Origin of the sequence: Arthrobacter sp. Bz4 (assembly GCF_003075455.1) — a bacterium.
GTDB lineage: Bacteria > Actinomycetota > Actinomycetes > Actinomycetales > Micrococcaceae > Arthrobacter_D.
The window spans coordinates 16,068-38,901 of sequence record NZ_QDAE01000022.1; the positions used below are offsets into that span (position 1 = coordinate 16,068).

Genomic DNA, 22,834 nt, shown 5'->3' on the forward strand with positions numbered 1-22,834 from the left:
GACGCCCGAGGGTCAAGGTCCGACGACGCGACCGGATCAGGGTGATCCGTTGGCGGGTCGGTGCACTCAATGAAGGTTGTGTAATTGTGCCCCTGAATGACACCGCTTCCGCTGGAGAAAACTCACTGATCCAGCTGCTGACCCCCTCGGGTGTTCGGCAGTCCAGCGGGGACTACGACAGGTGGGTTGCCGACGTCGACGGCCCGGCGCTGCAGGCACTCTATGAAGACATGGTGGTGGTCCGCCGGATCGACGCCGAGGCGACCGCGCTCCAGCGGCAGGGCGAACTCGCGCTTTGGCCGCCCCTGCTGGGACAGGAAGCAGCCCAAATCGGCTCAGGCCGGGCACTCCGGGAGGACGACTTTGTCTTCTCCAGCTACCGCGAGAACGCTGTGGCCTACTGTCGCGGCGTCGACTTCACCGATATCCTCCGGGTGTGGCGGGGCAACGCCTCCTCCGGCTGGGACCCGTTCTCCATCAACATGGCCACCCCGCAGGTCATTATCGGTGCGCAAACCCTTCATGCCACGGGTTATGCGATGGGCATCCAGAACGACGGCGCTGATTCCGTGGCCGTCACCTACTTCGGCGACGGTGCCACCAGCCAGGGTGACGTCAACGAGGCGATGGTCTTCGCCGCCAGCTACCAGGCGCCGGTCATCTTCTTCTGCCAAAACAACCACTGGGCCATCTCGGAGCCGGTGGGCCTGCAGGCCCATGTCCCGATTGCCAACCGTGCGCCAGGCTTCGGGATCCCGTCCGTCCGGGTGGACGGCAACGACGTTCTGGCCTGCCTGGCCGTGACGCGGGAAGCGCTCGACCGGGCACGGACCGGCGGTGGGCCGAGCTTCATCGAAGCGGTCACCTACCGGATGGGGCCCCACACCACAGCTGACGACCCCACCAAGTACCGCGACGCGAACGAACTCGAGGACTGGGCGGCTAAGGATCCGATCGCCCGACTGTCAGTGCTCCTCGATTCGCTCGGTCTGCTGACACCAGATTTCCTTGCCGCGGTGAACACGAAGGCCAACGACGTCGCAGCCAGGCTCCGCGCCGGGTGCATTGAAATGCCGGAGCCCGCGCCCATGGACGTCTTCAAGCACGTTTACAGCACCCCCAACTCCTGGCTGGACCGGCAGCAGGAGAACTACGGCCGCTACCTCGCCTCCTTCGACTCCGAGCCTGTTGGATCCGAGTCGCAGAAGAGCAGTGGAACAGCCACGGAAGGAAGCCTCTGATGTCCACCATGACATTTGGCCGCGCCATCAACGCCGGCATGCGTCGGGCCATGGAAAACGACCCGAAGGTGATCCTCATGGGTGAGGATATCGGCAAGCTCGGCGGTGTTTTCCGGATTACCGAGGGCCTGCAGAAGGATTTCGGGGAGCACCGTGTTCTGGACACTCCATTGGCGGAGTCGGCCATTATGGGGACCGCCGTCGGCATGGCTTACCGCGGGTACCGGCCGGTGGTGGAGATCCAGTTCGACGGATTCATCTACCCCGCTTTTGACCAGATCGTCTGCCAGGTGGCCAAACTGCATTACCGGACCCAGGGTGCAGTCAAAATGCCGATTACCATCAGGGTGCCGTTCGGCGGCGGCATTGGTTCGCCCGAGCACCACTCGGAGTCGCCCGAAGCCTATTTCACCCACACCTCGGGGTTGCGAGTGGTCAGCGTTTCCAACCCGCAGGACGCCTACACGATGATCCAGCAGGCCATCGCCTGCGACGACCCAGTACTGTACTTTGAGCCGAAACGGCGCTACCACGTCAAGGGCGAGGTGGATGAGTCGATTGAGCTCGCAGCATCATCGATGGAAGACGCCCATGTGGTCGCCGAGGGTGACGAGGTCACTCTGGTGACCTACGGTCCGCTGGTTCCCACCGCCCGTGACGCTGCAATCGCGGCGTCGGATGAAGGTATTTCCGTCGAGGTCATTGACTTGCGGTCGCTGGCTCCCATCGACTTCGCCACCATCGAAGCCTCGGTGCGTAAAACCGGGCGGCTGGTCATCACCCACGAGGCAGCACAGTCGGGTGGGCTGGGTGCGGAAATCGCTGCCAGCATCACTGAACGCTGCTTCAACTATCTCGAGCATGCACCGGTCCGGGTTACCGGCTTCGACATCCCCTACCCGTATTCCAAACTTGAATTCCATCACCTGCCCGATCTGGACCGGATTCTTGACGGCGTTGACCGCGTCATGGGACGAACCAATTCGCTGAGCGGGATCGAAAGGTAGTGGCAACCGTGATTAAGGAATTCAGGCTCCCGGACCTAGGCGAAGGTCTGACCGAGTCGGAAATTGTCAGTTGGCACGTAGCCGAGGGCGACGTCGTCGAACTCAACCAGATCATTGCCGATGTGGAGACCGCCAAGGCAGTGGTCGAGCTGCCGTCCCCCTACGCGGGAGTTGTTGCGCGGCTGCACGAGCAGCCCGGCACGGTGGTGGAGGTCGGCGCCCCGATCATTTCCTTCGACGTTCCAGCCGCTGCGGGTGCGGAGGGCGGCGTCGGCGTCGGGGGACCTGCTGCGGCGGATTCCGAGGGGGCCGTCGCTGTCACGAGCCCGGCCGACGACGTCGCGCCCGCCAAACGCGAACCCAACCTGGTCGGTTACGGTGCAGCAGTAGAGAAGGGGGGCCGGCCAGCCCGGCGTGCCCGCGGCGGATCCGCTGTCAGTCCTGCGGCACCGGCTCAGGATCAGGCACCGGCTCAGGATCAGGCACCGGCGCCGGACCGGGCGCAGTCGCCCGCGGTTAGTGAGACAGCACCGGCTCCGGCAGTGAATCTATCGGCGTCCGAACGGCCCCGGTCCACTCCGCCGGTGCGGAAACTCGCGCGAGACCTCGGGGTCGAGCTGGAATCAGTGGCCGGGACCGGCCCCGGCGGACTGATCATCCGCGACGATGTGCTTGCAGCCGCCGGAAGCCATACGGAAGCGTCCTCGGCCTCCGGTGCTCCGGCGACAGCCGCTGCCGTGCCGGTTTCAGCGGCCCCCGCACGGTCCGCCGACCAGCGTGAAACCCGGACGCCGATCAAGGGAGTCCGCAAGCACACCGCGGCGGCGATGGTGGCCAGCGCGTTCACCGCGCCGCACGTCACTGAGTTTCTGACCATCGATGTAACTCCGACCGTGGAACTTGTCGCGCGCTTGAAAGCCAGTCGGGCGTTTGCCGATGTGAAGATTACGCCGCTCACAGTGGTGGCCAAGGCGCTCTGTATCGCGGTGGCCCGAAACCCGACGGTCAACTCCCGGTGGGACGACGCCAGTTCCGAGATTGTGCAGCACCATTTTGTGAATCTTGGCATTGCAGCGGCAACACCGCGGGGTCTCATGGTGCCGAACATCAAAGACGCCGATCGGCTCGGCCTGAAAGAGCTCGCCCAGGCGTTGACCGGTCTGGCGGAGACAGCGCGAGCCGGCAAAACAACCCCGGCAGACCTCTCCGGCGGCACCATCTCCATCACCAACGTGGGGGTGTTTGGGATCGATGCGGGGACGCCGATCCTCAATCCGGGGGAGGCAGCCATCCTGGCGATGGGAGCAGTCCGTCGCACCCCGTGGGAGTACCAGGGCGAGATCGCCTTGCGCTCAGTAATGACGCTGAGCCTGTCCTTCGACCATCGGCTGGTGGACGGCGAGCAGGGATCGCGGTTCCTTGCCGATATCGGAACCGTCCTGTCCGATCCCGGCATGGTCCTCACCATGATCTAGCGTGGGCCGCGCCCCGGCGGGCGGCGCCCCGACGGGCTTCGGCGTTGGCCTGCTTCGACGTCGGCCTGCACCGACGCTGGCCTGCACCGACCTCGGTAGTCGGGCACCGGCGTCGCAATCACGCGCCACGGAAGCCTGGACGTGGAGCTAGCGGAGCTCGAGGACCAGTTCCTTGACGACCGCGCCGCGGGCGTTGGCGAATCCCTGTACCTCACCAATGTGCTCGAAACCGTAGCGCTCGAGGATCCGGATGGAGTTGACGTTGTCGACGACGGCGCGGGCACGGATCGGCCGATCGGTGAACTCCTCAAGGAATAGCCCGACGGCGTCCGTGGTGATGCCCTGGCCCCAGCTGGCCTTGTCAATCCAGTAGCTGATCTCGGGGGTCTCGTCATTGCGGTAGGCGAGGATGCTGCCCACCACTGCGCCGTCGTGAAGGATGGTGCGCACGGTGATCTGGGGATCGTTCAGGATGTTCTGCCAGTGATGGTTGAACACCCCGCGGTCCGCTGGGTTCTTGGCCGTGAATGCGGCCATGTGGTTGGCACTGGGATCGAGTTGATGGGTGAAAAACTCGTCCAGGTCGGAGGGTTCAACGGCGCGTAGTGAAGTCACATCGAACTTTCGGTTAGATGGCGGGTAGGAACAGGTTACTAGGCAATGAGCTATGCATTAAGCGCCGACCATGCCATTTTCTCCAGCAGGAGCCGCAGGTCGGCAATGTCGCTGCTGCTTTTCCGGCGGGGAGTTGTGTGCGGAGTCGAATTGATCAGTCCGAAGGCCGCGTGAGCCTTCCGTCGAAGTTGGGCGGGGTCGTCGTCGGGCAGGAGTTTGGCCATGACATCCACCCACACTTCCACATATTGACGCTGCAGGAACCGCACGGTGTGCTCATCTTCGGGGGTCAGGCTGTTGAGGTCCCGGTCCTGCACCCTGATCACATTGGCATTTCGCAGCGCGAAGTCCACCTGGAACTCGATCAGCCCGCGAAGCGCCGACGCCGGGTCCGGAGCATTGGCGACCACCGCGTTGCTGCCATGGAGCAGGTCTTCGCTGACCCCGGCCAGGAGGGCACCAAGCACTGCCGGTTTATTGCTGAAGTGACGGTACACCGCCGGACCGCTGACGCCGGCGGCGGCGCCGAGGTCTTCGATGGAAACGCCGTTGTAGCCGCGATCGGCAAACAACTGGGCCGCGGCATCCAGCAGCGCGGCGCGGCGGGAAGCCTTCGCCATGCTGCGGCCGGTGATCCGGCTCGGAGCAGAAGCTTCCATTGATGCCCCCATCTCGTACGGCCTGGTGGACCGGTCATCCCATTTTGGTGGACAAGTCGGTTATTAGCTACTAACCTAATCTCAGTTAGTACATACTAACTGAAAATGCTTCCAAACAGACGGTCCGCTCGCCGACGAGCAACCAGTCAGGGAAAGACCCCATGCAGACGCTGACATCCCAGGTAGATCCCACCAGCCCCGGCTTTCGCGAGAACGATACTGCACAGCGCCAACTGGTCACCGAATTGCGCGAACGCCTCGCAGAGGCTTCCCTCGGCGGACCGCAGCGGTCTCGGGAACGTCATGTCGCCCGCGGCAAGCTCCTGCCGCGGGAGCGCATTGACCAACTGCTCGACGACGGCAGCCCCTTCCTGGAAATCGCACCGCTGGCTGCCAATGGACTGTACGACGACGAGTGCCCCGGGGCCGGGGTAATCGCCGGCGTCGGCCTGATCCACGGGCGCCACGTGCTGGTGATTTCCAACGACGCAACCGTCAAGGGCGGTACCTACTACCCCCTGACGGTGAAAAAGCATTTGCGAGCCCAGGAAATTGCGCTGGAAAACAACCTGCCCTGTGTCTACCTGGTGGACTCCGGCGGAGCGTTCCTGCCCAAACAGGACGAGGTGTTTCCCGACAAGGAGCACTTCGGTCGGATTTTCTTCAACCAGGCCACCATGTCCTCCCGGAAGATCCCCCAGATTGCTGCGGTCATGGGGTCCTGTACCGCCGGTGGAGCGTATGTTCCGGCCATGAGCGATGAGACGGTCATCGTCCGTAACCAGGGCACCATCTTCCTCGGCGGCCCGCCCCTGGTGAAAGCGGCAATCGGCGAGATCGTCACCGCCGAGGAGCTGGGTGGGGGAGACGTTCATTCGAAAATTTCGGGGGTCACCGATCACCTGGCGGAGAACGATACCCACGCGCTGGAGATCGTGCGTGACATCATCTCGACCCTGCCGCGGAACCCGCAGGCCTGGGAGATTACGGCCTCCACCGAACCAGCTGTCGACCCCGACGAGGTCTACGGAGCGGTTCCCACCGACGTCAACGCCTCCTATGATGCCCGCGAGGTTATTGCCCGGCTCGTCGACGGCAGCCGGTTCCACGAATTCAAGAAAGAATACGGCGCTACCCTGGTCACCGGTTTCGCGACCTTGCACGGCCATCAGGTGGGCATCGTCGCCAACAACGGCGTCCTGTTCAGCGAGTCGGCACTCAAGGGCGCCCACTTTATCGAGCTCTGCGACCAGCGTGGAATCCCGCTGATCTTTCTGCAGAACCTGTCAGGGTTCATGGTTGGCCGCGATTACGAGGCCGGGGGCATTGCCAAGAATGGCGCCAAGATGGTGACGGCGGTCGCCACCTGCCGGGTCCCCAAACTGACGGTCGTCGTCGGCGGGTCCTTCGGTGCCGGAACTACTCGATGTGCGGGAGGGCCTATTCGCCGCGATTCCTGTGGATGTGGCCTTCCAGCCGGATTTCGGTGATGGGCGGGAACCAGGCCTCTGCGGTGCTGGGCACAGTGAAGCGGGATCAGCTTGAGGGCCGCGGCGACGAGTGGAGCGCCGAGGACGAAGAGGCGTTCAAAGCCCCGATCCGCGACCAGTACGAGGAGCAGGGAAGCCCCTACTACTCGACGGCCCGACTCTGGGATGACGGCATTATTGACCCCGCGGATACCCGCACGGTGCTCGGCCTCGCCTTGGACATTTGTGCCAATGCGCCGGTCCGGGACACCTCCTTCGGCCTTTTCCGGATGTGAGCGAGATGTTACCCATCGAACCAACCACTGACGCTGCCCTGTTCGATACCGTGCTGGTCGCCAACCGCGGGGAAATTGCGTGCCGGGTGATCCGCTCCCTCCGGGCGCTGGGCATTCGCTCGGTCGCGGTCTATAGCGACGCCGACGCCGGTGCCCTCCACGTGCGTGAAGCTGATGTGGCGGTGCGGATCGGGCCCGCGTCGCCAGCGCTGAGCTACCTGTCCATCGACGCGATCCTCGACGCCTGCCGCCGCACCGGCGCGCAGGCGGTGCACCCGGGCTATGGGTTCCTCAGCGAAAACCAGGCCTTCGCCCAGGCCCTGAGCGACGCAGACATCGCCTTCATTGGTCCTTCGGTGCATGCGCTGAATGTCATGGGCGACAAGATCAGGTCCAAGAATCATGTGATGGATTATGGCGTGCCGGTGGTGCCCGGCATCGCCCGGCCCGGCCTGACCGATCAGCAACTGCTGAACGCTGCAGCCGACGTCGGATACCCGCTGTTGATCAAACCCTCGGCCGGCGGCGGCGGGAAGGGAATGCATGCCGTTGAACGGGAGGAGGACCTCGCCGGGACCCTGCCGACCGCGCGCCGCGTTGCCGCCTCAGCTTTCGGCGACGACACCCTGTTCCTGGAACGCCTGATCCTCACGCCGCGACACATCGAAGTCCAGATCCTCGCCGACAACCACGGGAACGTGATTCATCTGGGCGAGCGGGAGTGTTCGCTGCAGCGCCGGCACCAGAAGGTCATCGAAGAGGCTCCATCGCCGCTGCTTGACCAGGCGACCCGGGCCCGGATCGGCGAAGCTGCATGCAACGCGGCCCGCAGCGTTGATTACAGCGGAGCGGGAACCGTCGAGTTCCTCGTATCGGCCGATGCGCCCGATGAGTTCTTCTTTATGGAGATGAATACGCGTCTCCAGGTGGAACACCCTGTCACCGAGATGGTTACCGGCGCCGACCTGGTGCAGTGGCAGGTGCGGATCGCTGCCGGTGAGAAACTCACCCTGTCCCAGGACGACGTCGTACTCACCGGCCACGCGGTCGAAGCGCGGGTCTACGCCGAAGATCCCGAAGCCGAGTTCCTGCCGTCGACCGGCGTCGTGAGCCAGCTCGCCGAACCGGACGGCGAAGGGATCCGCGTTGACAGTTCGCTGCTCGGCGGACTGGAAATTTCGGCCAGCTACGACCCGATGCTGTCCAAGATCATCGCCTGGGGGCGCAACCGCACTGAAGCCCTGAACCGTCTCGACCGGGCGCTCGCCGACACCGTGGTGGTGGGGGTCAAGACCAACATTGAGTACCTCAGGCTTCTGATCAACGACGACGACGTCCGCGCTGGCCGGCTCGACACCACCATGATCGAACGCAAGCTGCCCGGGCTGGCGTTCCGCCACATTTCCGACGAGGAAATCGCAGTCCTCGCAGCAGTCGAAGCTGGCAGCTCGACGTCCGAACCGGCGAGTTTCCACCCAGTCGGCTCGCCCTGGGCCCGCCGGGACGGGTGGCGGATGGGGACGCCGCGACCTCGAACGCTGCATCTCGCCGTCGCGCCCGGCGATGTGCGGGAGGTGCTCGTGCAGCCCACCAGTGCGGGGTATGACGTCCGTCTCGGCGACGGTGGCGACGATCCAGTACGGTCCGTCAGCTATGACCGGGCACGGGGCACTGCAACGGTGGATGGCATCCAGCGTCGGACGGTAATCGAACGTTCAGCGTCAACCGACCACCACGGCAGCACCCTCTGGTATTCCGACGCCGGATGGTCGACGTCGGTACGGATCCTGAACCGGACCGAGCGGCTCGAAACCCAGCTTTCGCAGCTTGCTCGCGCTGAGGGGACGGCCGACCCCGAAATTCGCTCAACCATGCCGGGAACGGTCACCTCGGTGTCGGTTGCCGACGGTGAGACGGTCGAGACCGGCCAGACGTTGCTCAGCGTCGAGGCCATGAAGATGGAACACCAGCTGACCGCCTCGGTCGCCGGAACCGTATCGATCCACCTCCAACCCGGCGACCTGGTCAAAGCCAACCAGATCGTTGCACGCATCCACGCGACAGAAATTCAGCCCGACGCTGCAGGAACACCCGAATGAAAGAAGAACGCAAGTCATGAACTTTGAACTCAGCGAGGAATACCAGGATCTGGTAGACACCGTCCGCGATTTCGCCGACGAGGTTGTTGCGCCAGTATCGGCCAAGCATGACGAGGAGCACAGCTTCCCGTACGCCGTCGTCGACCAGATGGCCGAGATGGGCCTGTTCGGGTTGCCCTTCCCCGAGGAATACGGCGGCATGGGTGGGGACTACTTCGCCCTCTGCCTCGCCTTGGAGCAGCTCGCCCGGGTCGACCAGTCAGTGGCCATCACCCTCGAGGCCGGCGTGTCACTCGGTGCGATGCCGGTCTACCGGTTTGGCAGCGAGGAGCAGAAGCGTCAATGGCTGCCGCTGCTGGCCAGCGGAAAGGCGCTCGGCGGCTTTGGCCTGACCGAGTCGGAGGCCGGTTCGGATGCGTCAGGGACCAAGACGACGGCGAAGCTCGAGAACGGCGAGTGGGTCATCAACGGCACCAAGGAGTTCATCACCAACTCCGGTACCGATATCACCCAGCTGGTCACCGTCACCGCGGTCACCGACACCACCACGCGCGATGATGGCTCCGTCAAGAAGGAAATCTCGACCATCCTGGTGCCGACCAATACGCCAGGCTTCAAGGCCGAGAAGGCCTACAACAAGGTGGGCTGGAACGCCTCGGACACCCACCCGCTCACCCTCACCGATGTCCACGTTCCCGAAGCGAATCTGCTGGGTACCCGCGGCCGCGGCTATGCGAATTTCCTGCAGATCCTCGATGAGGGACGTATCGCGATTGCGGCGCTCGCCACCGGTGCCGCCCAGGGCTGTGTCGAAGAGTCAATCAAGTACGCCAAGGAGCGTCAGGCCTTCGGCACCAATATCGGATCTTTCCAGTCGATCCAGTTCAAGATTGCGCGGATGCAGGCGCGTGCGCACACCGCGCGGTTGGCCTATTACGACGCCGCCTCGCGCATGCTCGCCGGCAAGCCGTTCAAGACCGAGGCTTCCATCGCTAAGCTGGTGGCTGGTGAGGCTGCAATGGACAACGCCCGCGATGCTACCCAGATTTTCGGTGGATACGGGTTTATCAACGAGTTCACCGTGTCACGTCACTACCGCGACTCGAAGATTCTCGAGGTGGGTGAAGGCACGACCGAGGTTCAGCTGATGCTGATCGCTCGGGAACTCGGTCTATAGCAGCACGCCCCACGCCAGTACCTAAGGAGTTACAGTGATCGACAAAGTTGTTGCGACCGCCGCCGAGGCAGTGGCCGATATCCCCGATGGTGCATCACTGGCCGTGGGCGGGTTTGGGCTCTGCGGGATTCCGGTGGCCCTGATCGACGCGCTGCACCAGCAAGGCACCACCGATCTCGAAACGATCAGCAACAACTGCGGGGTGGACGACTGGGGCCTCGGCGTCCTGCTGTTTGACGGACGGATCCGTCGCACCATCAGCTCCTATGTGGGGGAGAACAAGGAGTTCGCCCGCCAGTACCTTTCGGGTGAACTCGAGGTCGAGTTGACTCCGCAGGGCACGCTGGCCGAGCGGCTGCGCGCCGGCGGCGCCGGGATTCCCGCCTTCTACACTCCTGCTGGCGTTGGCACGCAGGTGAGCGAAGGTGGCTTGCCGCAGAAGTACGACGACGCCGGTCACGTCACCGTCGCCTCAGCGCCAAAAGAGGTGCGCACCTTCGGCGGGCAGGACTATGTGCTTGAGGAGTCGGTCAACCCCGATTTCGCTCTGGTTCATGCCTGGAAGGGTGACCGGCACGGCAACCTTGTCTTCCATGCCACAGCAATGAACTTCAATCCGCTCTGCGCCCAGGCCGGGAAGACCACCATCGCGGAGGTCGAGGAGTTGGTTGAACCCGGCGAACTTGATCCGGCGCAGGTACACATCCCTGGAATCTTTGTCCAGCGGGTGGTGCTTGCTGCTGATCCGGAGAAGCGAGTCGAAAAGCGCACGGTGTCGCTTGCGGCCGAGCAGTCAGAGCCTTCCGGCCCGGCACAGTCTTCCGAGCAGGCGCTGTTCTCCGAAGCATCCGATAGTTCCAACCCGGCGAAGGCGGTCTGAGACATGGCACTGACACGTAACGAACTAGCAGCGCGCGTTGCCCAGGAACTGGAGAACGGGCAGTACGTCAATCTGGGTATCGGCATGCTACCCTGATTCCCAACTACATCCCCGCGGGCGTCGAGGTGGTGCTCCACTCCGAGAACGGTATTCTCGGCGTCGGGCCCTATCCCACCGAAGCGCAACTTGACCCGGATCTGATCAACGCCGGCAAGGAAACCGTGACCGTGAACGCCGGGGCTGCCTTCTTCGATTCGGCTGCGTCCTTCGGCATGATCAGGGGTGGGCACGTCGACGTGGCTGTGCTCGGCGCCATGGAGGTTGCGGCGAATGGTGACCTCGCGAACTGGATGATTCCCGGAAAGATGGTCAAGGGCATGGGCGGAGCCATGGACCTGGTCTTTGGCGCGAAGCGGGTCATCGTGATGATGGAACACGTCGACCGCAGCGGCAAGCCCAAGATTGTCAGCTCCTGCTCACTTCCGTTGACCGGAAAGGGGTGCGTCAACCGGATCATCACCGATCTCGCGGTGATCGACGTCGACCCCAACCGCAACGGTGGCACCCTGGTGCTGCGTGAAACGGCGCCCGGAGTGAGCGTCGAAGAGGTCATCGCCGCCACTGGCGCTCCACTGGAGGTCGACCTGAATGGCTGAGCAGCCGGCGGACCCACAGCGGACCGTCATTGAACAGCGCGGGCTGTACTTCGAGGAGCTCGACACCGAAGTGATCTATTCGCACAAGCCGGGGCGGACCCTGACCGAGACTGACAACGTGCTGTTCACGACCATGACAATGAACACCCAGGCCCTCCACCTCGATGCAGCGTGGAGTGAATCCCAGCCTTTTGGCCAGCGTCTGATGAATTCAATGCTGACCCTGGCAACTGTTGTCGGGCAGTCGGTTCCGCAGCTGACTCAGGGGACCATCGTCGCGCAGCTGGGTATGACCAATGTGCGTTTCCCCCACCCGTTGTTTCATGGCGACACCCTGTACACGGAGACTGTGGTGATCGAGAAGCGGCTGTCGTCGTCCAGACCCGGTCAGGGTATCGTCACGATGGAACATACCGGCCGCAATCAGGAGGGTACCGTCGTCGCGACGCTGACCCGGAGTGTGCTGATGTGGACCAAGGAAGGACACTCGGATTCATGACCAGTTTCACCATGGGACCAGCCCTTTTGTTCTGTCCGGCGGACCGTCCGGAGCGATTTGGCAAAGCGGCCGACCGGGCAAGTGCGGTGATCCTCGATCTTGAGGATGCAGTGGCTCCCGGGGATAAGCCGGCGGCGCGAGAAGCGGTGGCCGCAAGCCGGCTGGACCCGAAACGTACCATCGTCCGGGTCAACCCGGCGTCGACAACCGACTTCGCTCTGGACATCGAGATGCTAAAGCACACGGCGTACCGCACGGTGATGTTGGCGAAAACCGAATCTGCGGCCGATCTGTGGGGGTTGAGTGCTTTTTCGGTGATCGCTCTGTGTGAGACGGCTACCGGTGTGCTCAACGCGCAGGCGATTGCAGCCGAACCCAATGTGGTGGCGTTGATGTGGGGTGCCGAGGACCTGGTGGCATCGTTGGGCGGATCCTCGAGCCGTAACGAGGACGGGTCGTATCGTCAGGTTGCGTTGCATGCCCGGTCCCATGTGCTGCTGTCGGCTGCAGCTGCAGGCAAGGCGGCAATGGATGCGGTCTATATCAACATCGGCGATCTTGACGGGTTGGCTGCTGAGTCGCGGGATGCTGTCGCTTCAGGGTTCGGCTCGAAGGCGTGTATCCATCCAAGCCAGGCGCCAATCATCAGCGAGGCTTATCTGCCGTCTTCCGAGGAAGTCGACTATGCCCGGTCCATCCTGGCCGAGGCAGCCAGCAGCGGCGGTGTCTTCCAATTTCGGGGTCGGATGATTGATGGTCCGATTCTCCGTCACGCCGAGCAGACCCTGGCGAGGTCCGGCGACATTCTGGCTCCCGGGAATTAGTCGGGCCCCATTGGCCGTTACCCCAGTATGAGAACAGTGATAGCAGGAGCCCACGGAAAAATTGCCCGCGAACTCACCCGCCAACTTGTTCAACAGGGTCACGAGGTTGTCGGATTGGTGCGCAATCCGGACCACAACAAGGACATTGAGAACGACGGCGGCACGCCAGCAGTGGTCGACCTCGAGTCGAGCACAGCAGACGAGCTCGCCAAAGTGCTATCGGGAGCAGACGCAGTTGTCTTCGCAGCCGGAGCTGGTCCAGGAAGTAGCGCCGAGCGCAAGGACTCAGTCGACCGCGGAGCATCGGTGCTGCTGGCCGATGCAGCTGAAGTCGCAGGGGTCAAACGATTCGTTCAGGTCTCATCGATGGGAGCCGACTCCGTTCGAGACGGTCAACGCCCCGACGGCCTTGACGACATCTTCTACGCCTACCTTCAGGCGAAACTAGCCGCAGAAGAGGATCTGGCGGCACGCTCGTCCTTTAGCTGGACCATCGTCCGGCCCGGCGGACTCACCGACGACGCAGCAACTGGTCGGGTGCGCCTCTCGTCAAAGACCGGGCAGGGATCGGTGCCGCGCAAGGATGTGGCAACCGTCATCGCGGCTCTGCTTGAGACGAAGCTGGGGGACCGGCAAGTACTCGAGGTGATCTCCGGCGAAGAAACCATCGCGGACGCGCTGGCGTCCATCAACCGCTAGGCCAACCGGCCAAGTAAACGCCCGTAGCCAAAGAAACGGCCCGTAGGCTCAGAAACTGCCCTTCCAACCGGCGGTCCTGAGCCTGCGGGCCGTTTCTGCGGCTGAGGGACTCCGCCGGCACGGCACATCCGCGTGCGCGATACTTAAACCATGGAATTCACTGCCCCTGACACAGGACGCCGCCGGATTGTCATCCTCGGATCCACCGGCTCGATCGGAACGCAGGCCATCGACGTCATCCGCCAGGCGCCCGAACGATTCATCGTCACAGCCTCGCAGCCGGTGGTGGAAATCTGCCGCTTCTGGCCGAGCAGGCCGTCGCTACCAACGCCCAGGCAGTCGCCTCAGCCACCAGCACCGAAGCTGAACTCAGCGACGCCATCCGCACAGCAGCCGCCAAAACGTCGTCCGCCAAGAACTATTCTCCGGTCCTGTTCACTGGCCCCGATGCCACCACCCACCTCGCCGCCTGGCCCGACGCCGACGTCGTCCTCAACGGCATCACCGGATCCATCGGGCTTGCCCCTACGTTGGCGGCGCTAAAGGCCGGACACCTACTCGCCCTTGCCAACAAGGAATCCCTCATTGTCGGCGGTCAGCTGGTCCAGGATGCCGCAGCCGACGGCCAGATCGTCCCAGTGGATTCCGAACACTCGGCCATCGCCCAGTGCCTCCGCTCCGGCGCAGCAGGCGAAGTGGACCGGCTGATCCTCACCGCTTCCGGCGGCCCTTTCCGCGGCAAGGCGAGAAAAGACCTCGAAAATGTCACCCCGCAGCAGGCCCTGGCGCATCCCACCTGGGACATGGGCAAAATGGTCACCACCAACTCCGCCACCATGGTCAACAAGGCGCTTGAGGTTATCGAGGCGCATCTGCTCTTCGGCATCCCGCTGGAGCGGATCGACGTCGTCGTTCATCCCCAATCGATCATTCACTCAATGGTGCAGTTCAGCGACGGGTCAACGATCGCCCAGGCCTCGCCCCCGGATATGCGCCTGCCCATCGCCCTCGGCATCGGCTGGCCACACCGCGTCCCGGGAGCGGCAACCCCCTGCGACTGGACCACGGCCGCGACCTGGACTTTCGAGCCCCTCGACGAAGAAGCGTTCCCCGCCGTTAGGCTCGCCAAAGCGGCTGCACAGCGGGGCGGAACGGCAATGGCGGTCTACAACGCAGCCAACGAGGAAGCTGTCGAGGCTTTTCACAGCGGAGCAATAGGTTTCACTGAGATTGTGGATACGGTAGAGGCCGTCACCGCCGAGCATGACGACGGCGGGCCGCTCACTCTCGGCAGCGTGCTCGACGCCGAGAAACGGGCACGCACACTCGCCCGAATTCGTTGTGGTGTGCAGGATCAGTACAGCTAAGCCAAAGGAACCACGTTGTCCATTCTGCTCTTCGTTCTGGGAGTGCTTTTCGTCGCAATAGGTATTGCGGCGTCCATCGCGCTCCACGAAGTGGGGCACCTTGTCCCCGCCAAGCTCTTCAAGGTCCGGGTCACCCAGTACATGATCGGGTTCGGTCCAACGCTCTTCTCCCGCCGCCGCGGAGACACCGAGTATGGGCTCAAGGCCATTCCCCTGGGCGGGTACGTCTCGATGGTCGGCATGTTCCCTCCCGCCAGGGTCGACGACGGCGACGGCACCGGCACTGCCGTCCGCCCCTCCAGTACGGGAATGTTTCAGCAGCTCACTACTGACGCACGACAGGCGGCCGCGGAACAGCTCCGTCCTGGCGATGAGGACAGGGTTTTCTACAAGCTGCCGATCTACAAACGCATCATCATCATGCTCGGCGGGCCGGTGATGAACCTGATCATCGGCGTGATCATGTTTGCCATCCTCATCATGGGGTTCGGTTCGCCACAGGCCACCACCACGGTGTCCGAGGTCTACGAGTGCGTGGTGCCAGCCAGCCAGCAGGCCTCCACCGGTCAAACTGCCTGCACCGACGAGGACCCCGCCGCCCCCGCGTTCGACGCGGGCCTGCAACCCGGTGACCGGGTGGTGAGCTACGACGGTCAGGATGTGACGGACTGGACCCAACTGTCCGCCTGGATCCGCGACACGGCGGGCGACGAGACCGCCATCAGCTACCTCCGCGACGGCGAAACCGTCAGCACCACCATCACCCCGCTGCTGACCGAACGGCCCGTCCCCGACATTGACGGACGGCCTAAACTCAACGCCGATGGCACCCAAGTCCTCGAAGCCGTCGGGTTCATCGGCGTCGGCTCACAGCAGGAACTGGCTCCGGGTCCGCCAAGCGACGTGCTTCCCGCGGTGGGGGATAACATCGTCGCAGTAACCGGTGTGGTGATTAATCTCCCGCAGCGTGTTGTCGAGGTGGGGCAGGCAGCGTTCTCCGATGCACCCCGCGACCCGGAAGGCCCCATCAGCGTGGTGGGCGTCGGCCGGATTGCCGGTGAGGTTTCGGCGATGGACGAGATTCCTGTCGAATCCCGCCTGGCAACCCTCGTGGGGCTGGTGGGCGGTGTCAACATTGCGTTGTTTGTCTTCAACCTCATCCCTTTGCTGCCCCTCGACGGCGGACACATCGCCGGGGCACTCTGGGAAGGCGTCCGCAGGACCGTCGCACGGTTGTTCAAACGTCCGGATCCCGGTCCCTTCGACATGGCCAAGCTCCTGCCGCTCACCTATGTCGTTGCAGTTCTTCTAATGGGAATGGGCGCGCTGCTGATCTACGCGGACATTGTGAAACCGGTGAATCTCTTCGGCTGACGGGCACGCGGGCCAAAGTGGTTGTAAATCAATTTGAGCTCTAAATAGGTTGTTATTTGATTTACACCCGCATAAGGTTGAACCATGTTTGTGATGACAATCGATCAGAAGGGGAGCTCACAGGCCGACGACGGCGTCCCCGGCCTGCTCGACCTGTTACGCCAGGTCCCATCCGTCGTACCCTTCGAACGCTCCGTGGGCGATGAAGCACAGGGTGTTCTCGACGCTCCAGAGGCAGTGGTCGACGCCACGCTGCTCTGCCTGCGGGCCGGCAACTGGTATGTGGGGATCGGGGTAGGCGACGTCGAACTGCCGCTACCAGCCACCGCGCGGGAGGGGAGGGGCGACGCGTTTGTCGCTGCGCGCGCGGCGGTCGAACGGGCCAAGAAGGCAGGGGATCGTGCCACTGTTGCGGTGGAGGGTGGTTCCGGGACGGCCGAAGCCGAAGGCGTCCTGATGCTGATTGGGCTACACGTCATGAAACGGACCGCAGCCGAGTGGCGCATCCTGGACCTCCTGGAACCAGGCAAGTGGGGGACCCAAACCGTCGCAGCGCGGCACCTCGGCATCACGTCCCAGGCCGTCAGTAAAGCCGTGGCCCGCTCGGCATGGGTGGAGGAATGGGCAGCCCGACCCGCAGCCGCCGTGCTCCTGCGCCGGGCTGATGCTGCGCTCCGGAAATAGCTCCGGACGTGGAACGTCAGGCATAGCCCCGAAGAGGCTCCGGAAGTAGCTCCGGAAGTAGCTCCGGGAGTAGCTTCGGAATTTGGCTCCGGAAGTGGAATGTCGGACGCGGACTGTAGAGTCCCGGTGTAACGACAGGAAGACGAGGGCCGACATGGAAGTGCTGTGGGTGATACTGACCCTGCTGGTGGCAGCCGGCGTTGGCTGGCCGGTAACCGTAGGCGTGCTGAAGCTCGCTCGCTCAGTCGACGAACACGAGAAGGCGCCGGGTGGCGAGGAAACGGCTGAGCGCCAGGAAACGGTAGATCAGCAGGGGCCTGCAGCGCCTGTCGTGGTTGAAAAGACCCCGGGAATTGTGATTCCCGACCCGCCGGAAAACGACCCAGTGACACCGGCGCCGGCAACACCGGCACCAGCAAGACCGGCACCGGCGACACCGGGGGGCCTGCCGGCACCTCGACCGGGTGTTCTTCGTGGCGGGCTCGTCATCGGCATTCTCGAACGTCTTGGTGTTGCGGGGGCCATCCTCGCCAACGAACCGGTGGCGATCGCGTATGTGGTGGCCATCAAAGGTCTCGGCAGGTACGCAGAGTTGAAAGAAACCCCTGCAGTTGCCGAGCGTTTCATCATCGGGACCCTGACCTCGCTGTTATGGGCCGCCGGGGTTGCTGCCTTCGCGGCGGCGTACCTGTTGTAATCACGTATAAGGTGGTTCTATGAGTGTTTTCGCAGTGGAATATGTATACGGCCCTGATAGCTCCGACCTACGCGACGAGCACCGACCGGCTCACCGCGACTGGCTCAATAGCCTGGTGAGCGACGGGCGGGTGCTCTCCGCCGGCGCCTTCACCGACGGAGCAGGAGCCCTTCTGATCTTCACCGCCGACGACGAGCAGTCGCTCAACGACCTCCTCCGCCAGGATCCGTTCGCGCTCGAGGGCGCTATCGCCGCAGTCAAGGCCACCGAGTGGAAGCCCGGCATCGGCCAGTTCTCGCAGTATGCCTGAGCCCACAAAATTTGTTGTACCGATGAACTACACATGGAGGATCCTTTGACCTCGGTCAGTTTAGGAATGCCAGCCGCACCACCGCCCGTCCTTGCCCCCCGCCGGAAAACCCGGCAGATTAAAGTGGGTTCAGTGGGGGTGGGATCGGATTCGCCTATCAGCATCCAGTCCATGACCACCACCCCGACCACTGACATCAACGCGACGCTGCAGCAGATCGCTGAACTGACTGCCACCGGGTGCGACATCGTGCGTGTTGCGTGCCCATCGGCCGACGACGCCGCAGCACTGCCGATTATCGCCAGGAAGTCGCAGATCCCCGTCATCGCCGACATTCACTTCCAGCCGAAGTACGTCTTCGCAGCGATCGACGCCGGCTGCGCGGCGGTTCGGGTCAACCCCGGCAATATCCGCAAGTTCGACGACCAGATCAAAGAGATTGCCGCCGCGGCCAAGGACGCCGGCACCTCGATCCGCATTGGCGTCAACGCCGGCTCGCTCGATCCTCGTCTGATGGAAAAGTACGGCAAGGCAACACCCGAGGCGCTGGTGGAATCCGCGGTCTGGGAAGCGTCCCTTTTTGAGGAACACGACTTCCACGACTTCAAGATCTCCGTCAAGCACAACGACCCGGTGATCATGGTCCGCGCCTACGAGCTGCTTGCCGAACGCGGCGACTGGCCCCTCCACCTCGGCGTCACCGAGGCAGGCCCCGCCTTCCAGGGCACCATCAAATCAGCCACGGCCTTCGGAGCGCTCCTGTCCAAGGGCATCGGCGACACCATCCGCGTGTCCCTGTCGGCCCCTCCGGTCGAGGAAATCAAGGTCGGAAACCAGATTCTGCAGTCGCTGAACCTGCGCCCCCGCAAGCTGGAAATTGTGTCCTGCCCTTCCTGCGGCCGCGCCCAGGTGGACGTGTACACCCTCGCTGAGCAGGTGACGGCGGGCCTTGAGGGAATGGAAATCCCGCTGCGCGTGGCAGTGATGGGCTGCGTCGTGAACGGCCCAGGCGAAGCGCGTGAAGCCGATCTCGGCGTCGCCTCCGGCAACGGAAAAGGCCAGATCTTCGTTAAGGGACAAGTCATCAAGACTGTTCCCGAAGACCAGATTGTTGAGACACTCATTGAAGAAGCAATGAGAATAGCTGAGGAGATGGGGGAAGCCGATGGCGAGACTGCTGGCCAGGGTGGCCCCATGGTTACCGTCAGTTAGGTCACACTCCGGGCAGCTCGACACTTCCGGGCGGGTCGGGGCACCCGATGCGGTTGTGCCCGACGGGTTCGTGACGCTCGACAAGGAACACAACGAAGCACTCGGGCGCCTGGTCGACCGTGATCCCACCGCCAACGTGTTCATCGCCTCGCATCTGGAAGCCTCCCGCGGCCTCTCGCCGTCCTACGCCGGGGGCGAGGTGATCGGCGTTTTCAGGAACGGCGACCTGGTTGCAGCGTGTTGGGCGGGCGTCAACCTGGTACCCATCGGGGTTTCCGAGGCCGATGGCGCAGCGTTAGGCACCCACCTGGGCAAGTCGGGGCGGAAGTTTTCCTCCATTTTCGGGCCAGCCGAAGCCGTCCTGGCCATTTGGTCCACGCTGCGCGAGTACAGCCCCGAGCCATTTGATGTGCGCCCCTCCCAGCCGTTGCTGGCGATCACTGGGACACCCAAGGTGGAACCTGCCGCGGGTCTCAGATTCACCCGGGATGACGAACTGGACGTCATAGTCCCGGCGTGTGCCGCCATGTTCGAAGAAGAGGTGGGATATTCGCCGTTCACTGGCGGGGGAGAACACTATCGGCGTCGGGTGGCGTCACTGGTCAGACGGCAGGCGTCGCTCGCCGATTTCGACGACGACGGCCAGGTAATCTTCAAAGCCGAACTGGGTACTGTCTCAAGCACCACCGTCCAGATTCAGGGTGTCTGGATGAACCCGGCGTACCGCGGACAGGGCCTTAGCGCCAGCTACCTTGCTGCCGTCGTCCTCGCTGCACAGCAACGCGCCCCGGTGGTGAGCCTGTACGTCAACTCATTCAACACCCGGGCCCTGGCCGCCTATCAGACGGTTGGGTTCCGCGAAGTGGGGACCTTCGCAACGGTCCTCCTGTGAGCACCGCAGGCCGGCGTTGGCTGACTGTTCTATCCTGCGCCGTCCTGATCGTCGGCACCGGCTGCACCGCGGATGAGGGAACAGATGAACTGCCCGCCCCTGCCACCCTGCCCGCCGCACCAACCCCAGCAGAGCCGACTGAAGACGCAGACCCGCCGGTCGGCGCCGACCCGGGCAGCGACCCGACGCCCGGCCAGGACAACGAGTACACGGCAACCGAGCTAGAGATGGCACTGGAAGCGGTCGATGAGCAGGAATCCCTTGCCGGGGTTATCCTTGACGATTCGGCCATTAGGGAGCTCGTCAACGGGGCCGACGATGGGACAAGCGACCTGACCGTGACCCCGGAGGAATGCGACGTGTTCGCCGATCCGAACCTCGCCGGGCAGGCCCTGAGTGCCACCCTCGGCGTGATGACCTTTGCCGGGGCCTCTTCCCTGCAACCGGATTCGGTCAGCCTGACCAGCCAGAAATCGGACGAATCAATCCAGGATCAAATCGAGGCCAACCGGACCCAGCTCGCCGAGTGTTCGGCGTTCGACATGGAGATCAGGGGAGAGGAGGTCTCGGTGGCGGTGACGGAGCTGACGGCCAGCACCAATGCCGATGAAACCTTCGCGGTCAGGACCGTGGTGCAGGTTCCCGGGACAATTCAGGAGACCGTGTCACTGACCGCCTTGATCGGAACCACCACCATCAACGTGACGATCGGCAGTTCGGGTGACGTTGCGCAGGATCTGGCCCGCGGCGAAAGTCTCGTCGACGCGACAATAACCGCACTGCGATCCCTGTAATCGCCTGCGGCGAGGGTGCGTGTCACCGGGCGCTGCCCGAAACGGATAGATTGGTATCTGATTAAGCTGCCTTGGCAGCCAGTGCTGAAGAAACGGATTTAAACGCGTGGTCCTTCGACTCTCAACCCTTTTCCTGCGCACCTTGCGCGAGGACCCCTCCGACGCCGAGGTAGCCAGTCACCGGCTCCTCGTGCGTGCGGGCTACATCCGCAGGGCTGCCCCCGGAATCTACAGCTGGTTGCCGCTCGGCCTGAGGGTGCTCGGCAAGGTGGAGACCATTATCCGTGAGGAAATGGCAGCCATCGGCGCCCAGGAAGTGCATTTCCCTGCGCTGCTCCCCAAAGAGCCCTACGAGGCAACCAACCGTTGGACCGAGTACGGCGACGGCATCTTCCGGTTGCAGGACCGCAAGGGCGCGGATTATCTCCTGGCCCCAACCCATGAAGAGATGTTCACGCTGCTGGTCAAGGACCTGTACAACTCGTACAAGGACCTGCCGGTGAGCCTGTTCCAGATCCAGTCCAAGTACCGGGACGAGGCGCGGCCGCGCGCCGGCCTGCTGCGGGGACGCGAATTCATCATGAAGGACTCCTACTCCTTCGACATCGACGACGCCGGCCTGGAGCGCAGCTACCAGCTGCACCGCAGCGCCTACCTGCGGATTTTCGAGCGGCTCGGGCTGACAGTGGTCCCCGTGGCCGCGACTGCCGGTGCGATGGGTGGATCCAAAAGCGAAGAGTTCTTGCACCCCTCCGAAATCGGCGAGGACACGTTCGTCGCATCTGAAGGCGGTTACACCGCGAACGTTGAGGCCGTCACCACCGTCGTGCCCGAGGACATAGATTTCTCCGACGCGGCCCCGGCAGAAATCAGGGACACACCCGACACCCCAACCATCGACACGCTGGTCAGCCACGCGAACGAGGTCCTGGCGCGGGACGCCGGCCCCTGGACGGCTGCTGACACCCTCAAGAACGTCGTATTGGCAGCAGTCCTGCCCACCGGTGAACGCCGTCTGGTTATTATCGGGCTGCCCGGTGATCGCACCGTCGATCTGAAGCGCGTCGAAGCGAATCTCGCGCCGCACCTCGAGGTCGGTGGCGAAGTGATGGTGGAGCCGGCCTCCGATGAGGACCTGCGGAAACACCCGGGCCTGGTCAAGGGTTACATCGGGCCGGGCCTGAGCTTGATGCTCCGGTACTCGGCGCGGACGGGCTCACCGGGATCCCCTATCTGGTGGATCCACGGGTGGTCTCCGGCACGTCCTGGATCACCGGTGCCAACGTCTTCGGCAAACATGTGTTCGGCCTGGTCGCGTCCCGCGATTTCGCCTGGGATGGGGTCATCGAGTCAGTCGAGGTTCGCGACGGCGACGAAGCGCCCGACGGCTCCGGACCGCTGAAGGCCGCCCGCGGCATCGAAATGGGCCACATCTTCCAGCTCGGCCGCAAATACGCTGAAGCGCTAGGACTGAAGGTCCTGGACCAGAACGGCAAACTCGCCACCGTGACCATGGGCTCCTATGGGGTGGGGGTGACCCGTGCGATTGCGGCGCTTGCCGAATCCAACCGGGATGACAAGGGCATCATCTGGCCTCGAAACGTAGCCCCGGCCGATATCCACCTGGTCGCTACGGGCAAGGGCGAGGAAATCTTCGCAGCAGCCAATCAGCTCGCCGAAGACCTGACGGCCGCCGGTCTTGACGTCATGTATGACGACCGCCCCAAGGTGTCCCCGGGGGTAAAGTTCGGTGATGCCGAGCTGATCGGTGTACCGACCATCGTCGTCGTCGGGCGCGGTCTGGCGGATGGAGTGGTGGAGGTCAAGGACCGCCGCAGTGGCGAGGCAGGGAACGTAGCAGTGGCTGAGGTCGTGGAATACCTTCGCCGCCTCGTCAGCGCCTAGCAG

18 protein-coding genes and 4 pseudogenes are annotated in these 22,834 nt (G+C 63.6%); 20 read left to right on the plus strand and 2 right to left on the minus strand.

Annotated features, from left to right (window positions below; genetic code table 11):
- The first annotated feature begins 86 nt into the window (after positions 1 to 86).
- From pdhA to DDA93_RS13785, 3 genes are read left to right on the plus strand one after another with little or no spacing between them, the layout of a single operon-like run.
- Positions 87 to 1,241, plus strand: a complete 1,155-nt coding sequence (gene pdhA, locus DDA93_RS13775) for a pyruvate dehydrogenase (acetyl-transferring) E1 component subunit alpha (RefSeq protein ID WP_116779086.1) — start codon at positions 87 to 89, stop codon at positions 1,239 to 1,241.
- On the plus strand, positions 1,241 to 2,248 hold the full coding sequence (locus DDA93_RS13780) for an alpha-ketoacid dehydrogenase subunit beta (RefSeq protein WP_019483497.1): 1,008 nt from the start codon (positions 1,241 to 1,243) through the stop codon (positions 2,246 to 2,248). Before pdhA ends, DDA93_RS13780 begins: the two co-directional genes overlap by 1 nt.
- A gap of 8 nt (positions 2,249 to 2,256) precedes the next feature.
- A complete protein-coding gene (locus DDA93_RS13785; protein ID WP_207771350.1) occupies positions 2,257 to 3,723 on the plus strand; it encodes a dihydrolipoamide acetyltransferase family protein in 1,467 nt (488 codons plus the stop codon).
- Between the two features lie 147 nt (positions 3,724 to 3,870).
- Here DDA93_RS13785 and DDA93_RS13790 read toward each other — a convergent pair whose 3' ends face one another.
- Positions 3,871 to 4,338 (minus strand): GNAT family N-acetyltransferase, encoded by a 468-nt coding sequence (locus DDA93_RS13790; RefSeq protein ID WP_019483495.1) that lies wholly within the window; start codon positions 4,336 to 4,338, stop codon positions 3,871 to 3,873.
- Between the two features lie 50 nt (positions 4,339 to 4,388).
- Positions 4,389 to 4,997, minus strand: coding sequence for a TetR/AcrR family transcriptional regulator (locus DDA93_RS13795; protein ID WP_035748099.1), 609 nt, complete (start codon positions 4,995 to 4,997; stop codon positions 4,389 to 4,391).
- Between the two features lie 161 nt (positions 4,998 to 5,158).
- Here DDA93_RS13795 and DDA93_RS13800 point away from each other — a divergent pair.
- From DDA93_RS13800 to DDA93_RS13880, 17 genes and pseudogenes are all read left to right on the plus strand, one after another.
- Positions 5,159 to 6,762, plus strand: a pseudogene (locus tag DDA93_RS13800) (carboxyl transferase domain-containing protein).
- A 5-nt stretch (positions 6,763 to 6,767) separates the two neighbouring features.
- Complete coding sequence (locus DDA93_RS13805) at positions 6,768 to 8,861, plus strand: biotin carboxylase N-terminal domain-containing protein (protein WP_116779088.1); 2,094 nt, start codon at positions 6,768 to 6,770, stop codon at positions 8,859 to 8,861.
- A 16-nt stretch (positions 8,862 to 8,877) separates the two neighbouring features.
- A complete protein-coding gene (locus DDA93_RS13810; protein ID WP_019483490.1) occupies positions 8,878 to 10,038 on the plus strand; it encodes an acyl-CoA dehydrogenase family protein in 1,161 nt (386 codons plus the stop codon).
- Positions 10,039 to 10,072: 34 nt separating this feature from the next.
- Complete coding sequence (locus DDA93_RS13815; RefSeq protein ID WP_116779089.1) at positions 10,073 to 10,918, plus strand: CoA transferase subunit A; 846 nt, start codon at positions 10,073 to 10,075, stop codon at positions 10,916 to 10,918.
- Between the two features lie 3 nt (positions 10,919 to 10,921).
- Positions 10,922 to 11,574, plus strand: a pseudogene (locus DDA93_RS13820) (CoA transferase subunit B).
- Positions 11,567 to 12,073: a MaoC family dehydratase gene (locus tag DDA93_RS13825; RefSeq protein ID WP_019483487.1), complete on the plus strand. Its 507-nt coding sequence runs from the start codon at positions 11,567 to 11,569 to the stop codon at positions 12,071 to 12,073. The pseudogene DDA93_RS13820 and the gene DDA93_RS13825 overlap by 8 nt, the downstream one beginning before the upstream one ends.
- The gene (locus DDA93_RS13830; RefSeq protein ID WP_116779090.1) at positions 12,070 to 12,897 is read left to right on the plus strand and encodes a CoA ester lyase; all 828 of its coding nucleotides are present in this window, start codon (positions 12,070 to 12,072) and stop codon (positions 12,895 to 12,897) included. Before DDA93_RS13825 ends, DDA93_RS13830 begins: the two co-directional genes overlap by 4 nt.
- A 27-nt stretch (positions 12,898 to 12,924) precedes the next feature.
- Positions 12,925 to 13,596, plus strand: coding sequence for an NAD(P)-binding oxidoreductase (locus DDA93_RS13835; protein WP_024477006.1), 672 nt, complete (start codon positions 12,925 to 12,927; stop codon positions 13,594 to 13,596).
- A gap of 150 nt (positions 13,597 to 13,746) precedes the next feature.
- Positions 13,747 to 14,963: pseudogene (dxr, locus tag DDA93_RS13840) on the plus strand (1-deoxy-D-xylulose-5-phosphate reductoisomerase).
- Between the two features lie 15 nt (positions 14,964 to 14,978).
- Positions 14,979 to 16,337, plus strand: a complete 1,359-nt coding sequence (locus tag DDA93_RS13845) for a site-2 protease family protein (RefSeq protein WP_116779091.1) — start codon at positions 14,979 to 14,981, stop codon at positions 16,335 to 16,337.
- An 84-nt stretch (positions 16,338 to 16,421) separates the two neighbouring features.
- Positions 16,422 to 17,021, plus strand: a complete 600-nt coding sequence (locus DDA93_RS13850) for a helix-turn-helix domain-containing protein (RefSeq protein WP_116779092.1) — start codon at positions 16,422 to 16,424, stop codon at positions 17,019 to 17,021.
- 154 nt (positions 17,022 to 17,175) lie between these two features.
- The gene (locus DDA93_RS13855) at positions 17,176 to 17,718 is read left to right on the plus strand and encodes a hypothetical protein (protein WP_019483481.1); all 543 of its coding nucleotides are present in this window, start codon (positions 17,176 to 17,178) and stop codon (positions 17,716 to 17,718) included.
- 19 nt (positions 17,719 to 17,737) lie between these two features.
- A complete protein-coding gene (locus tag DDA93_RS13860) occupies positions 17,738 to 18,028 on the plus strand; it encodes a YciI family protein (protein WP_019483480.1) in 291 nt (96 codons plus the stop codon).
- Positions 18,029 to 18,073: 45 nt separating this feature from the next.
- A complete protein-coding gene (gene ispG, locus DDA93_RS13865) occupies positions 18,074 to 19,240 on the plus strand; it encodes a flavodoxin-dependent (E)-4-hydroxy-3-methylbut-2-enyl-diphosphate synthase (protein ID WP_116779093.1) in 1,167 nt (388 codons plus the stop codon).
- Entirely contained in the window at positions 19,194 to 20,132 is a 939-nt protein-coding gene (locus tag DDA93_RS13870; protein WP_084442894.1) for a GNAT family N-acetyltransferase, read from the plus strand. Before ispG ends, DDA93_RS13870 begins: the two co-directional genes overlap by 47 nt.
- A complete protein-coding gene (locus DDA93_RS13875) occupies positions 20,129 to 20,926 on the plus strand; it encodes a hypothetical protein (protein WP_024477000.1) in 798 nt (265 codons plus the stop codon). Before DDA93_RS13870 ends, DDA93_RS13875 begins: the two co-directional genes overlap by 4 nt.
- Positions 20,927 to 21,032: 106 nt before the next feature.
- Positions 21,033 to 22,831: pseudogene (locus DDA93_RS13880) on the plus strand (proline--tRNA ligase).
- The last annotated feature ends 3 nt before the right edge of the window (positions 22,832 to 22,834 follow it).